The organism is Corallococcus sp. AB032C (genome assembly GCF_003668935.1).
GTDB classification, from domain to species: domain Bacteria; phylum Myxococcota; class Myxococcia; order Myxococcales; family Myxococcaceae; genus Corallococcus; species Corallococcus exiguus.
The window spans coordinates 48,737-63,824 of sequence record NZ_RAWP01000025.1 but is presented as its reverse complement, the minus strand read 5'-3'; the positions used below and the strand labels follow the sequence as shown (position 1 = coordinate 63,824).

The following is a 15,088-nucleotide window of genomic DNA, read 5'->3' as shown; positions in this document are numbered from 1 at the left end:
GCGAGCCCTTGGGGATGACGTTGCTCTTGTAGAGCGTGCGCTGACCGCCCCGGGCACCGCCCTTGAGGGACACCTCCGGCAGGGGCGGCAGCGGCTGGTTCGGCTCGCACCGCGTGTAGCGCACGCCCTGGTGCTGGCCCGTCACCACGTAGAGACGGCCGTCCGTCACCGTCGCGCCGTACGGCTCGAAGCCCTCGCCTCCCGACTGCGTCACGAGCAGCGGGTCGGTCGGCGTACGCGTATCCACCAGGTAGAGCCTGCCGTCCGCGCCCACCTGATCCCTCTGGGGCTGGCACGTCGGAGGCGGCTGGCTGTCCGGAGGATCCATCAACCCGTTGGTCAGCACCCAGGCGCCCACCGGCGTGGGGATGACACGCGTGGAGATCAACTCTCCGCTGCCCGACAGCTTCGCTCGGCCCAGCAGGCCCATCGTCTCCAGCTCACCGTTGGCGTTCACCTGGAGCGTGCCGGTCCCGTTCAGCACCGCGAGTCCGCTCAGGCCACTGGCCACGTACAGCTGCTGTCCCGACAGCGCGATGTCCAGCGAGTCGGGCATCAGCTCGATGTCCGGCATCGGCGTGCTGGCCGGCACGAAGTGGTTGAGGATGGCCATCACCAGGTCGACGCTGGCATCCGGCGCCTTGACGATCTGATTGCCCGCGGCGCGCGGACGACCGGCAAGCTGCACGTCGTAGGCCACGGCACGGTAGGACTGCGGCACCGTCCCCTGCCCCGTCAGCGCCCCGATGTACGGCTGCGGGAACCGGTTGCCAGCGCCCGCCGCTCCCGCCGCCGAGTACACGTAGAAGGGCGACAGCGGGCTGCGCGACAGGGCCCGCGGCCGCACCGCCAGCGCCGGCTCCTCGCCCAGGTACGGCAGGCCGTAGCCGGTGCGCGTGGTGGTCGCCACGCTGCGCTCCACGCCGTCGGAGGACAGCACCATCACCGGCGCATCACCGAACGAGCCCGGCGGCGCGACAGCCTTCAACTGCGTGAGTGACAGCACCTCCACCTGCGTGGCGGGAATGCCGCGCACCCGGACCTGCGTGGACAGGCCGAGCGGATCCGCCCAGGACGGCAAGAAGCCCTGGCCCTCCACCTCCACCGTGCTGCCGCCGCGCGGATTCAGGAAGCGCGGCGTCGCGGCCATCGCCTGCAGGGGCAGCGTGTAGAAGTAGCCGCCCGACCGACGCGCGCTCAGGCCCGTGGCCGTGCTGCGCACCACCACGTCCGCGAGGCCCGGTGCGCCCGGGGGGGCCACCACGTCCATCCGCGTGGACGAGCGCGAGCCGACCGTCGCCAGAACACCGCCGATGAACACCTCACACGAGGCGTCGAAGTTCGCGCCCAGGAGCTGGTGCACGCCCCCGCCGGCCACCGGGCCCACGCGGGGCACGAGCTGCGAAATCACCGGCGCCGGCCCTTCCGCGAACGCGGTGCGGAAGTCCACCTGCAGCGGCGCGGCGAGCGGCCGCCCGTCGCGGCTGTGCAGCGTGTCCGCGACCACAAGCCGCATCTGCGCGTCGGGAGGCAGCGGCGCCGCCAGCGTGAACACCATCGTGCTGAGTGCCTGCTGCGCATCGCCGGCAGCCAGGGTTCCGGGGACCGGCACGCCGTCCGCAGTGAGCTGGAAGGCGGTCTGCGCGGAGGTGGGGTCCACCGTGGACGACAGCACCACCGTGACGGACTGCAGGCCGAGCGGAACGACGTCGCCCGTCGCCACGCTCGCGCTGACCACGGACAGGTCCGTGCCGGGACCGAAGTCCACCGACCACGCCCCCGAACCGTTGCGCTGGCGCAGGCTCACCACGCGGCCGCCCGGCGTCAGCACCGCGGCGTACGTGCTGCCCGCCTGGGCGCCCGTCACGTGGTAGCGCAGCTGCGGCGACGCCGGATCGCTGATGTCCACCACCGCGACGCCCGCCGCGCCCGCGGCCACGTACGCGAGGTCGCCCGCGAGCCGCACGTCCGTCGCGAAGCCCTTCACGTCGATGTCGCCCATGCGCACGGGGTGCGCCGGGTCGCTCACGTCGACGAGCACGAGTCCCTCGGTCCCCGCGGCCACCGCCGCCAGGGATCCGCGCAGGCGCACGCGCTGCACGTTCAGCGCCAGCTCACCCCGTTGGGTGACGGGGCCTTCCACGGACAGCATCCGCAGCCGTCCGTTCTGGACGGTGCCCGCGCTCGTGCGCGTGCCCACGCCCGCCGCAGCCTGCCCGCCTTCGACGGACAGCGCCTGGGCGCCCGGCGCCGAGGCGTCGCTCCGGATCGGGAAGGGCGCGTACGAGATGTCGAAGGTGTGGAAGCCCTCGGTCCCCGCGGCGGCCAGCAGCCGGTCGCCTCGCGCATCCACGCCATAGACGCCGTCCCCCGGGATGGCGCGCGTAGACACGCGCCTCGGCTGGAAGGGGTTGGAGACGTCGAACTCGTAGACCGCGCCCGTCCTCGGGTTTCCATCCTCGTCGCGAGACAGGACGCCGCTCGCGAAGATGCGGGTGCCTCCGGTGGACGGATAGGACACGGACCACAGGTCCCCCGCCGACTCGAAGCCGACGATGCGGTCATCGCCGCCCAGCTTGTCCTCGTCCACCAGCTCCGCCTGCTGCTGCGGCGGGATGGCGATGCCCGCGTCCGCCTTGGGGCCCTTGGTGTAGAGGCCGGACATGTCCACCACGGTGAGGCCCGTGCTGCCCACCACGTAGGCATAGGAGCCAATCACCACCGCGTCGCGCAGCGTGCCGCCCAGGGCCACCGACGCGCCCGTGGGCTGGTCGAAGGTGAAGGCATTGGGGAGGGTGGCGTGGACGCCATCCGGGTTCACCACGGAGACGTCCACCGTGCCGCGCGCCCCATTGGGCGTGGTGGCCTCCAGCGTGTTGAGCCCCAGCACCTTGGCGTTCACGCAATCCGTCAGCGTCTTGAAGCAGACCTTCACGGTGCCCGTGGGTGAGAACCCATGGCCCGTCAGCACCACGCGCGTCCCACCCGCGGTGGGGCCGCGCGCGGGCGCGATGGAAACCAGCGACAGGTCCGCCGTGTAGACGAACGCGCCGGGAAGCACGAAGCGAGTGCCAGACGGGTTGCGGATCTCCAGCGTCGCGGCCCCTTCCGCTCCCGGGGGTGTGATCAACTTCAGCGTGGAACCAGAGAGCGTCACCTTCGCGGGGAGCAGCTCCTGTCCGTTGACCAGGACCGCCAGGCCCGCCTCGAAGCCGGTACCCTCGACGGTCACCTCGGTGCCGCCGCCCACGGGCCCCTGACGCGGCGTCAACGACGTCACGCTGATGGGCGAGGGATTGGCCACTTTCGCCGTGCCGAACTCCAGCGTGTAGACGCCGGGCATCGCCGCCTGGGTGTCCTGGGAGCGCAGGCCCGACACGGTGAGCCGGTAGCGCTGCGACGTCGCCAGGGTCCCTCCGGAGGGCGAAATCGTCAGTTCATCCGTGCCCATCCCCCCGACGCTGACGGTGACGTTGGCGCCGTTCGCGGAACCATCCAGCAGGACCAGCCGGACCTCGGCGGAGGGTCCCTGCTCCACGGGCATGTTGAACGTCAGGCGCAGCGCGCTGGAAGGCCGCGCCGCCACTTCTCCCGCGGAAGGCACGGAGGCCACGACCATGGGGAACGGCAGGCGCACCACGGCCAGGCCGTCCAGGGCCTTGCCCCTCTCCGTCGCGGAGATGCCCACCACCGCGACGTCCCCTTCGATGTCCACGTCGGACAACTGGGTCGCCGGGTACAGGTCGATGGCGTCGATGGTGCGGGGCGTGGACAGGTCCGAGGCCTCCACCAGCTGGAGCGACGCGGGACTGCCCGTCATTCCGATGGAGGAAGTCACCGCCGCGGCCACCTGCGGCCCCAGCGCGCCGGAGACGAACAGGCCGCCGCGCATCATCGGCGGCACCACCGCCTGCGTGTACGGACGCGACGTGGGGACCAGGGACGTCGTGCGCAGCGTGCGCCACGCGGACAGGGCCTGGGTGTCGCGCATCGCCATGGCGCCGAACTCACCGGACAGCTCGCCCAGGACCGCGTAGCCCGCCGGGGCCAGGTCCAGCAGCAGGGTGCTGAAGACGTTGCCGCGCTTCACCTCCACCAGCGCACGGTCGCCCCAGGCCGCCACCTGCTCCACGCTCACGGGCGCGCTGCTGCCCGCCATCAGGAACTGGGTGCGGGCGCCGAGCAGCAGGGGCTGATCCTTGTCCACCAGGGAGAAGGTCAACAGGCCCCCGTCACCCGCCGCCACCAGCGCCAGGTCCCCCACGAGCGCGATGGACCGCGCGGTGCCAGGGAACGGCACGACTCCCCGCGCCTCGGGACCGGTGCGATTGGAGATGTCGAAGGCCAGGAGCGACGGACCGCCCTCGCCCACCATGTCCACGAACGGCAGCGACTGCGCGTTGGCCACCACATAGGCGTGGTGGCCCCGCACCGCCAGCGCCGCGGGCTCGTACGGAGCAAGGATGTTGATGCCACCCACGACCCCGGCCTGCGGCAGGGACACGTCCACCGCGCCCAGGCCGCCCGCCGTGCTCGTATCGGTCACCTCCGTGGGGGTCAGGCCCTGCGTGTTCACCTGGGCCCCGGACAGCACCCACGCCGTCCCGTCCTTCACCACGACCGCGAGCGGAGCGCCCTTCGCCAGACGGTAAGTGGGCTTGGGGCTCCCGTCCGTCTGGGGGTCGTACCGCCCGATGCGCGTCGACACGGCCAGCCGGCTGTAGAGGAAGGCCCCCGCGGCGAAGGCCTGCTTCGTGTCCGGGTTCGTCACCACCACGTCCGCCGGACCAAAGGCACCAGGGGGCGTCACCGCCTCCAGCCGCCCGGGCGCCAGCACGCGCACGGCCGTCGCCTCGACGCCGTTGAACGTCACCGTGGCGCCGCGCTGGAAGCCCGCGCCGGACACCTCCACGTGCGTGCCGCCCGCCAGCGGCCCCGACGCGGGGGCCACGAAGGAGACCTGCAACATGGGCAGATAGAGGAAGCCGCCGACGAGCGACCCTTCGCCGCCGTCCGGGTTCACCACCGTCACCAGCGCCGGGCCCTCTTCCCGCGCGGGCGTGGTCACGGTGAGGCTCGCGCCGTCCTCCGCCACCTCCACGGCCTGCCCTTCCGCCCCGGCGAAGTACACCTTCGCGCCCGTGACGAAGTGCGCTCCCGTCAGCGTCACCCGCGAGCCGCCCCCGAGCGGACCCGCCGCGGGCACCACCTTCGACACCACGGGCGCGTCCTGGATCGTGGCGCGCGTGCGGAACCCGGAGACGAAGGGCTTCGCGAGCACCCTGCCCGCCACGTCATGCAGCGCGGACGTCACGACGACGAAATACGGCGTGGACACCTTCAGGGGCTCGGTGGACAGGGGCGTGAGCGTCACCGACCGGCCGGACGCCGTCAGCGTCACGGGCACCCGGCGGCCCAGCGTGGGGTCCGCCTCGCGCAGCATCACCGTGTCCACGGTGACTTCGCCCTCCTCGGGCGGCGAGGAGAACTCCAGCGCGACCGGGGCGCTCACCGCCACGCCCTGGGTGCCGTCCAGCGGCGTCACGCCGGTGACGACGAAGCGGGGCAGCGTGTAGATGGCGCCGCCCTCGTCCCCGAACTGCGCCACCGGCGTGCCGGACGTCAGCGTCAGTCCGCCCGCGCTCGGCAGGTTCGCCCGGACGAAGGGCGTGACGGTGCCGTTCGTGCCCAGCACGGAGGCGGTCAGCAGGCCCTTCACGGGCGTGGTGCCCTTCACCAGCGAGGCGGCGACCACCGCGAGGTTGCCCTCCACCACCACGTCCGACAGGCCGGTGGCCAGGAGGTCCTGTCGCGCCGAACGGTGCGGGACCAGCGCCTGGAGGAGCGGCTCCGCCGGGTTCGACACGTCCACCACCGCGAGCGTGGCGGCGGAGTCACGGCACGCCACGAAGGCCCGGCTCCCCTGGGTCACCACCCGCACGGCCTCGCCCGGCAGCGCCACGAAGCCGCGCTGCACCAGGGACGGGCTGCGCAGGTCGAGCACGCGCAGGCCGCCCGTCCCCGCCGCCACCAGCAGCAGGTCTCCGCTCACGGCGACGTCGTACGCCGTGCCCACCACGGTGCGCGTGTTCAACCGCACCGGGGTCATGGGGTCGCCAATGTCCACCACGGCCACGCCCGCCGAGCCGTTGGCCACGAAGGCCAGGTGGCCCGCGGCGGCGGCGCCGTGAATGGCCTCACCGGGCAGGTCCACCGTCCCCTTCCTCCCGGGCACGTTCGGGTTGGCCAGGTCGACAACGGTCAACTGCGGCGAGGACGCTGACTGGTTGCCGCCCGGCGCGTAGGCGCCCGTCGCGATGACGGCGGTGTTGCCGATGAAGGCCGCCGCGCGCGCGGGACCGTCCAGCTCCACGGTGCCCAGGGACGTGGTGGTGCCCTGGTCCACGCGCGTGAGCGCCGCCTGGTGGACGGGTTGTCCGCCGCGCTTGCCCACGAGCACCAGGTGGTCCGGTCCCCCGCGCAGCAGCGTCTGGGTGATGTTGCCCGGGAACGGGATGAACCGGCCCGCCGGCGCCATGCCCAGCTCCACGGTCTCCAGCGACGACACGCCCTTGTTGTCGGACGAGTCCCACGCGACGGCGTGGAACGTCGCCGTTTCACCCGCGAAGCCCGTGGGCGGCGTCCACGTGCCGCTGTACAGCGGACGGTTGGCCGGCCCTGTCTGCGGCGTCGTGTCGGAGGCGATGACGCCGCCGTCCAGCATGAAGTCGACGCGCGCCAGCGGGGGGGCGTTGTCCACGGCCGCCGCGGAGAGCGTCATCGGCACGCCTTCCGTCACCACGTCGAAGGCGGGCGGATCCACCAGCTCCACCTCGGGGGGCACGGTGTCGCGCACGGTGCCCACACGGACGGGAGCGGACGTCGTCTCCTGGCCCGCCGAGTCCACGGCCACCGCAGTGAGCGTCAGGAAGCGGTTGCCGCTGCCCACGTCCGGCTGGAACGTGGCGGAGAACACCGTGGGCTTGCCGGCGTAGCCCGCCGGGACGTTCGACGTGGCCACCTTGAGGCCGTCCACGAAGAAGTGCACCGCGCTGACGCGCGCTTCCTGGTCGCGCGCGTCGACGTCGATGCGCAGGGACGCGCCCTCGAAGATGGCGGTATCGGCGGCCGGCTGGACGATGGCCACCGTGGGCTTCGAGTCCGGCTCCACCACCGCGGAGACCGTCTGGCTCCACTTCTCCTGTCCCGCCACGTCCACGGCCCGGGCGCGGAACACCACCGTCTGGCCCACTTCCTCCGGCTGCGGCACGTAGACGATCTCGTAGGGCAGCTGGTTGCGCCGCCCGACCTCCATCTCGTTCCCGCCCGCGCGCGAGGCATGGAAGCCCACGCTGGCGATGGCGACGTCGTCCGACGCGGTCGCGCCCAGCGGTGTCGGCCGGCCCACCACCAACCGGCCCGCCGGTACCATCGCGACCTCCGGCAGGGCATCCACCTTCACCTTCACCGTCCGCGTCTTGCTGACGAAGAGGCCGGACGTGTCGGTGGCGATGGCTTCGAGCTTGAGGTCCGTTCCCGCCAGATTCGCGGGCACCCGGTAGGTGAAGGCGTAGGGCGCGGCGGGCATGGTCGCGTACAGCGCGTTGTTGAGCTTGAAGTCCACGCGCACCACGGCCACGTTGTCGTCCGCGGTGGTCTCCACGCGCAGCAGCTGCCCGGCGGTGATCTCCGAGTTGTCCGCCGGCGTGAGGAAGCTCAGCGTCGGCGGCGTCGTGTCCGCCACCACCTGCACCGTCACCACCGGCGCCAGCGCCTGCTTCTGGGCGGTGTCGCGGGCGCTGGCGCTCAGGGTGAGCGTCCGTCCCGCGGAGCCGGGCGGCAGCGGCACCCGGAAGCGGTGGGGCGCGCTGGTGCTGACGAAGCGCAGCGTCCCGCCCAGGCCTCCTTCCACGGTGGCCTCCACGGACTGCACGCCCACGTCGTCCTGCGCGGCCACCAGGAAGGCGAAGTCCCGCCCCTCCGTGACCTCGGTGGCGTTCTGCGGCTCGGCGATGGCCACCGTGGGCGGCGCGTCCTGCTTCACCGACACCACGACCACCTGGCTTCGCACCTCGTGGTCGAAGGAGTCCCGGGCCACCGCCTGCAGCTTCATCGTCGTGGCGCCCGCGGGCACGGGGACGTTGAACACGTAGGGCGGCGCGCGCAGCACCAGTCCGTAGGCCGCGTCGTTGACGGACAGCCACACGCTCGTGACGGCCACGTCGTCCTCGGCGGACACCGTCACCGTGACCGGCGTTCCCTCGACCACGGACGCGCCGTCACTCGGGGACAGCAGCGACACCGCGGGCTGCTGATCCCTCACGATGTCCACCAACTGCAGCGCGTCCTCGCTCATGTTGCCAGCGGAGTCCCGCACGCGCACCACGATGAAGTACGGCGCGGAGTCCCCGGCGCCCAGCTCGCTCAGGCGCGGCGCGGTGAACTCCGTGCGCACCACGGGACTGGAGAGGCCGTAGCCCTCCTGGACGACGGCGCTCTCCGGGGTGAAGCCACCCGCGCGGCGCACCGTCTGAAGGGCACCCAGGTGCGGGCCCACGAGGATCTCCACCTCCTGGACGAAGACGTTGTCCAGGCCCATCGCCTCGATGACGACGGGGCTGCCCTCCACCAGGTCCTGCCCGAGCGACGGGCGCAGGACGATGGCCTCGGGTGGCGTGGTGTCCGCCACCACGACCACGCCGTGCTCGACACCGGTGGTGTGGTTCTCCAGGTCCCGCGCCACCGCGCGGACAACCAGCCGCGTCGGGTTCAGCGGATCCCGCTTCACGAAGCCCGGCGGCAGCCAGACGCGGCCCTGGAACTCCTTGAGCCGGGACACGTCGTTGAAGGGCGCGGCCAGGGTCGCCGCCGCGTCCCGCAGCGTGGGGTCGTACGCCAGGGGCACGCTGTCGGGGGAGCCATCCGCCGGATCCGCCTGGATGCTGCGCGCCTGCGCGCGCGACACCGTCAGCGCGGACTTGCCGTTGATGAAGAACTCCACGCTGCCCACGCCCGTGTCGTCACCCGCCACCGCGGAGAGCACCAGCGACACGCTGCCCTCGGTGAGCGTCATGCCGGGCGTCGGCGTCGCGATGGCGATGGCCGGCGCACGAGGCGCCTGCGCCTCCACCAGGACCCGCGCCTGCTGCTGGAAGCCCTTCGAATCCGTGACGAGCACCCGCAGCAGTCCGGGCGCGCCGCCCGCCTTGCGCCGCGGCGTGAAGGACACGGTGTGGGACGCGCTCTTGGTGCCCGCGGCGGGAACGTTCGTCAGGACTTCCACGTCGTCGTACCAGGCCTGCACCTTCGCCAGGCCCACGTCGTCCGCGGCCACGACCCTCACCTTGTGCGGCACATCCTCCAGCACGCGCACGTAGCCGCTGCGCAGCTCCGTCTCGGAGATGCGATTGCCCCCTTCGGGCGCGCCGTTGGGCAGCGTGAACTCCATCTGGGACAGGGCCACCGTCGGCGGCGCGTCCGGGCGGATCTCCAGGTAGACCGTCTGCGACACGGAGGCATTGCCGGAGCGGTCCTCCGCCAGCGCCACCAGTTGGAGCGGGGCTCCGGTGGTGGGCGTCGGGATGCTCAGGGGGAAGTACACGGTCCCCAGGCGCACGCCCTCGCGCACGCCACGGCTGACGCCGTCCACCAGCAACTCCACGCGGCGCACGTCCACGTTGTCGGCGGCTTCAATCTGGACGGAGAACGCCTCCTTCTCCACGCGGGACGTCCCGCTGACCGGCTGCACGATGCGCACCGACGGCCCCACGGTGTCCGGCGCGGCCTGGAACGCGCGGCCCTGGACCGTCAGCGCTCCCGCCAGGTCCTTCACCGCCACGGTGAGCTGCACCGGATCCGGGCTCCAGCCCTCCGGCAGCCGGTACTTCGTCTGCGCGGAGAAGACCCTGCCGGGCGTCACCGCCATGCTCCAGGGCTGCACGGTCAGCCGCTCACCGGAGACCACGGCACGGACCTGGGCGGAAGCGCCCTCGTAGCGCACGCCCACCTCCGTGACGGCCGGCATCGCTCCCCCGGACTGGATGGGCCGCAGCGACACCTGGACCTCCTCCATGTCCAGCGCCGCGGGGAACATCAGATCGACGCAGAAGGGACCGTCCTGCACGCCCCCGCAACGCGACGCGGAGGACAGGTCCACCTGCCGGCGTCCGCCCGGGTTCGCGGCCAGGAAGGACTGGAGCAGGGCGTCGTTCTCCATGCCCGGCGTCACGGTGAAGCGGTAGCGCACCTCTGCGCGCAAGCCGTCCACCGCCGAGGGCCCCACGGACAGCACCAGCCGGCGCGGCGCCGCGCCAAGCAGGCCGGTCGCGGGCGGCTCCACGTCCAATCCCGTCGCGCCAGCCTGGAGCGCGAAGCGCTGGGCCGAGCCGAACTCCAGCGCCACGGCGGCCCCCCGCGCGGTTCCGCTCGCGTTGGGCGTGGGCAGCACGAAGTGGCCATTGCCCAGGAAGCCCGCGAGGGCGCGCGTCGAGCCCACCAGCCACCCGGCCGCGAGGCCCGTGTCCTCCTCCACCTCCACCTGGACGGTCTGCGCCGCTTCCTCCAGGAGCGCGGCGTTCGCGGCCGGCTGCGACCAGCGCACCACCGGGGCCACGTCCGCCACCAGCTCGCACGAGAGCGAGGCATGGGTGGTCCGTCCCGCGGCGTCCGTCACCTGGGCCGTGAAGGTATAGGTCCGGGGGCCGAAGGAGCCCAGCGCGGGGAGCGTCAGCGGCCACGTGCGCGTCAGGGACGCCACGGGCTCGAAGGGCGCGACGGTCAGGGCCGTGCCATCCGCCTTGACGGTGAGCGACGCCAGCTTGCCGTCGTCGCGAGCCTGGGCCTTCAGCGTGACAGAGGAACCCGCCACGCACGTCTTGTCGGAGGGCGCTCCCTCCAGCGACAGGGCCAGGACGGGAGCCTCCGTGTCCTGCGCCTCCACGATGTGGAAGGCCAGGGGCGCGGTGGCCGTGGTGTTCCCGGCGGGATCCACCGCCCGGGTCACCAGGGTGTAATCGGTCCCCGCGGCGAGGTTCTTCAGGCTGAGCGTGCCCTCGAAGCTGGCCAGGTACCGCCGGCTGACGAGGATCTCCCCGGGCGCGAGCGGGTTGGGCGTGCGCGTCTCCTCATAGCGCCCGTCCTTGGACGCGAGCACGCTGTCACCGCCGACACCCGAAACCACGACGCCGTTGCGGCGCACCTCCACGTCCACCCGCGCGACGCGCACGTCGTCGCCCGCCTCCACGCGCAGGCCCAGGGCCCCCTCGCGCTTCACGGTGAGGGTGTTGCCCTGCGGCGACAGCGGGGCCACGAGCACCGCGGAGGGAGCCTCGGTGTCCGCGCGCACGTCCAGGTGCACCTCGGCCTTGCCCGTCTGGCCCCCCGTGTCGCTCGCCTCGATGCCCACGGATGGCTGCGCGCCCTTGCTGACGATGGGCGCCTGGACCACGAGGGTCTGCTGTCCGGAGAGGACGAGCGGCGGCCCCGACAACGGCAGCGGGCCCTGACGCACGCCGCCCGACAGGCCCACGAATGCGACGACGCCGTCATCGTCGCCCACGGTGGCCATCAGCCGGACGTCCTCGCCCTCCTTGTAGGGCGTGCCTGCGGCGGGGGCGACGAGGGTGACCACGGGCGCCTGGTCCTTCACCACCGCGACCGGGAGCTCGCGCACGGTGGTGAGGTTGGAGGAGTCCTTGGCCTCGGCCCTCAGGGTGAGCGTCTGGCCTTCCAGGTTGGCCGCCACCGGCACCGTCCAGCGGTACACCTGGTAGAGACCATCCGTGGTGCCCGTGGTGCGCGTGACGCAGTTGCCCTGCGCGCACAGCTCCACCTGCGTCACCTCCACGTCGTCCAGGGCTGCGACGACCACGTCGAGCGTCCGGCCCGCGAACACCGGCGCACCCGGCGCGGGCGAGCGGAAGGTGAGCATGGGCGGCTGGCTGTCCCCGACGATGTCCAGCTCCCTGGAGGCCTCCGTGACGTGCGTGCCGTCCGAAGCCCGCGCCACCAGCGTCGCCTTGCGCGCGGGCCCCGTCGCCGTGAAGGCGAAGTGGTACGGGGGCACCATGGCCTCGCCCAGGCTCTGACCGTCGAGCAGCAGCTTCACGGACGTCACCGCCACGTCGTCGCTGGCCACCACGGACACATCCACCATCGTCCCGACCGTGGCCTTCGTGGGCGTGAGCGGCGGGAACGACACCAGCGGTGCACCGTCCGCCGTCACCTCGACCTGCACCTGGGGCGCAGCTCCCAGGTTGCCGGACGAGTCCCAGGCCCGCGCGGTCAGCACGTGGTGGCTGCCCGCCGCGCCCAGCGCGCTCTTCGGCACCACGGCGTGGGTGACGAACGAGCCCCGCACGCCGCCGTTCTCCCCCGGAGACTCGTCCAGGAGGATGCGGTTGCCATCCAGGAGGAGCTCCGCCTTGACCACGTCCACGTCGTCCAGGCCCGCCACGGAAACGAGCAGGTCCTGCTGCTCCGTCACCTTCGCGGGGGCCTTGGGCACGACGAAGGACACCGAGGGCGGCACGGCGTCCGGAACGACGAACACCTCGCTCTCCTTCAGCGTGGTGAGCCCCGCGACATCGCGAGCCTCGGCGGCGATCTTCAGGACCGTGGACTGCGCCACGCCCGGCAGCGTGTACGCCAGGGCATAGGGCGCCTTCGTCGACAGGCCCACCGCCACGCCGCCCACGAACCAACGCACCTCCACCTTGTCCGGCTGCTCGTCCTCGACCTGGGCGGTCAGCGTCACGGTGCTGCCACCGACCTGGGTGGACTGGAAGGCGGGCGAAAGGATGACGAGGTTCTTGGGAGGCGCGTCCGCGACGACGGTGGCGGTGAACGCGTAGCGCGAGGGCTGGCCGGCGCTGTCGATGGCCACGACCTCCACCTGCCGCGAACGGCCCAGGTCACCCGCCACCGGCGTCCAGGACAGGTCGAAGAAGTCACTGCCCGAGGAGGTGCCACCGCCCCCTGCCTTGGTCAGCCGCGTCGACGCGACGGTCGTCCCGGCCACGCGCAGGGACACCTGGGTGCCGAAGGCCATGCCGTCGTCGCCCACCGTGCCGGAGACGTGGAAGGGCACGCCCACCACCGCGTTGGCGGTGGTGCCACGAGGCTGCGTCACGGTGAGCAGCGGCGGCGCGTCCGCGACCACGCGAACGAGCAGCGTCTCCGAGCGCACCAGCGCGCCCGCGCGGTCCAGGGCCTCCACGCGCAGCGCCACGCTGGAGCCGGCGGTCCCCTGGCGCGGCGTGAAGGTCATCTCCCACAGGGGCACCGGGATGGGTGCGTGGGTCTCGGGGTGCTCCCGCACCTCCACGCGCGGCAAGTCCACTGCACCCGCGAAGGCGTCATCCAGGTAGAAGCGCGCCACCTGGAAGTCCTCGGTGGACAGGGTGCCTGATGGCCAGGCGCCGCTGGTGACGCGCAGCACCTGGGGCAGGCCCTGCACCAGCATGGCGCCGGGCGCGGGCAACTCGATGACGACGGGCTGCTTGCTGGGCACGGGGGTCCCCGCCACCGTCACGCTCTGCGTCGGGCCCACCACCCGTTGCCCCCCGGTGTCCGTCACGGCCGCGGCCAGGGTGAGCGTGGCGCCACCGTAGGGGGGCGCCTGGATGCGCAGGGTGTAGGGGGCCTCCGTGTCCTTGCCGGCGGGCACGCCGTTGACCAGGAACTCGACGGATGCCACCCCGATGTCGTCGGTGGCCACGGCCGTGAGGTCGAACGCGGTGCCGGCCGTCACCGTGGACGGGACGGAGAGTCGAACCGAGGGAGCGCCGTCCTTGACCTCGACATCGGCGAAGGCCTGGAACGACTCATGCGTCGCGAGGATGCGCGCCACGCCGGGGCGAAGGCCGGTCACGCGTCCGTCGCGGTCCACCGTCGCGATGTCCGGCTTCGCGGACGACCACTGAGTCCCCAGCGCTCCCGCGGACAGGTCCACATGCCGCACGGGCGAACCGGTGAGCGTGCCCTCCAGGCGCAGCGCTGTCGTGCCCCCCACCCGCTCCACCTTGGGAATGGCGGGCAGCACGGCCACGCTGGCCAGGTCCGCGCCCGAGTCCACCATCACCGTGGCGGTGGCGGACAGCCCGCCGAACGTGGCGATGAGCTGGGCGGTGCCGTCCGAGCGAGCCTGGACGCGGCCTTCGGAGGACACCACGAACACGGAGGGATTGGACGACGCGTAGGTGACGCCCTGGAGCGCGCCGCTGAGGTCCACGTCGCCCGCGAGCGAGAAGTGCCCCGTCACCCGCACGGGCACGGTGGAGCCGTAGCCTCCGGACAAAAGCAACGGCGAGGGGGTCACGGACAGCGCGACGAGCGGATCAAACGCCCGGCCGCTGGTGAACTCCACGGCGGAGCCATTCACCACGCGGCCATACGGATCATGCACGGCGATGTCCGCCACGACGACGCCATCCGCGGGGACCTGGATGTCGCCCAGCAGGGGGACGATGAACTCGATCTGGCTGGAGCCCTGGGACTGGGGGCGGCCCACCTGACGGCGCACGCTGGCGAAGGCCACGGCCTCCGCGTCACTGAGGCTGCCGTGAACGCTGCGCAGCGCCTCCACGGAAGCGCCCACGAGCGTCAGCTCCGCATGGGACACGGGTCCCTGCGCGGTCACCACCACCACCAGATGGGACAGGTCCGCGCTGGCGTTCACCCGCACCGAGCCGGCCGGAAGGACCGGGGGGGCGCTGGAGAGGTCGAAATGCGCGTGCTGGGGTTCTCCCGTCCCACCGCTGGCCGGGGCGGCGTCGATGTCCACCACGGCGTCCGGGGGAAGCGCGCGCCGCAGCGGCACCCGGACGTGGAAGGGCACGGCGCCGGCCAGGTCCTGCTCCACCACGACGTCCTGGACGTCCACCAGGGTGCCCTGGGTCGCGGACGTCGCCTTCACCGCCACGCGCAGCTGGGTGACGACGCCGGTGGTCGTGAACCCCAGGTCCAGGGCGCTCGTTCCGGGCCGCAGCGGCATCAGCGGGAACACAGCGGCCACGCGCGTCTGCGCCTGGGCGTTTCCCGCGACGATGAGCCCGGTCACCAGCGCCAGCAGCGTCAGGCACCGCTTCAT

The 15,088-nt window shown here is 72.6% G+C and carries 1 protein-coding gene (only partly in view); it reads right to left on the bottom strand.

The features are described 5' to 3' along the window. Nucleotides 1-15,088, bottom strand: partial view of an Ig-like domain-containing protein gene (locus D7X99_RS13855; RefSeq protein ID WP_121778220.1) — the 5' portion only. Its footprint begins 18,425 nt before the window's first position; 15,088 of the gene's 33,513 nt are visible here — the first part of the coding sequence; the start codon lies at nucleotides 15,086-15,088; its stop codon lies beyond the left edge, outside the window.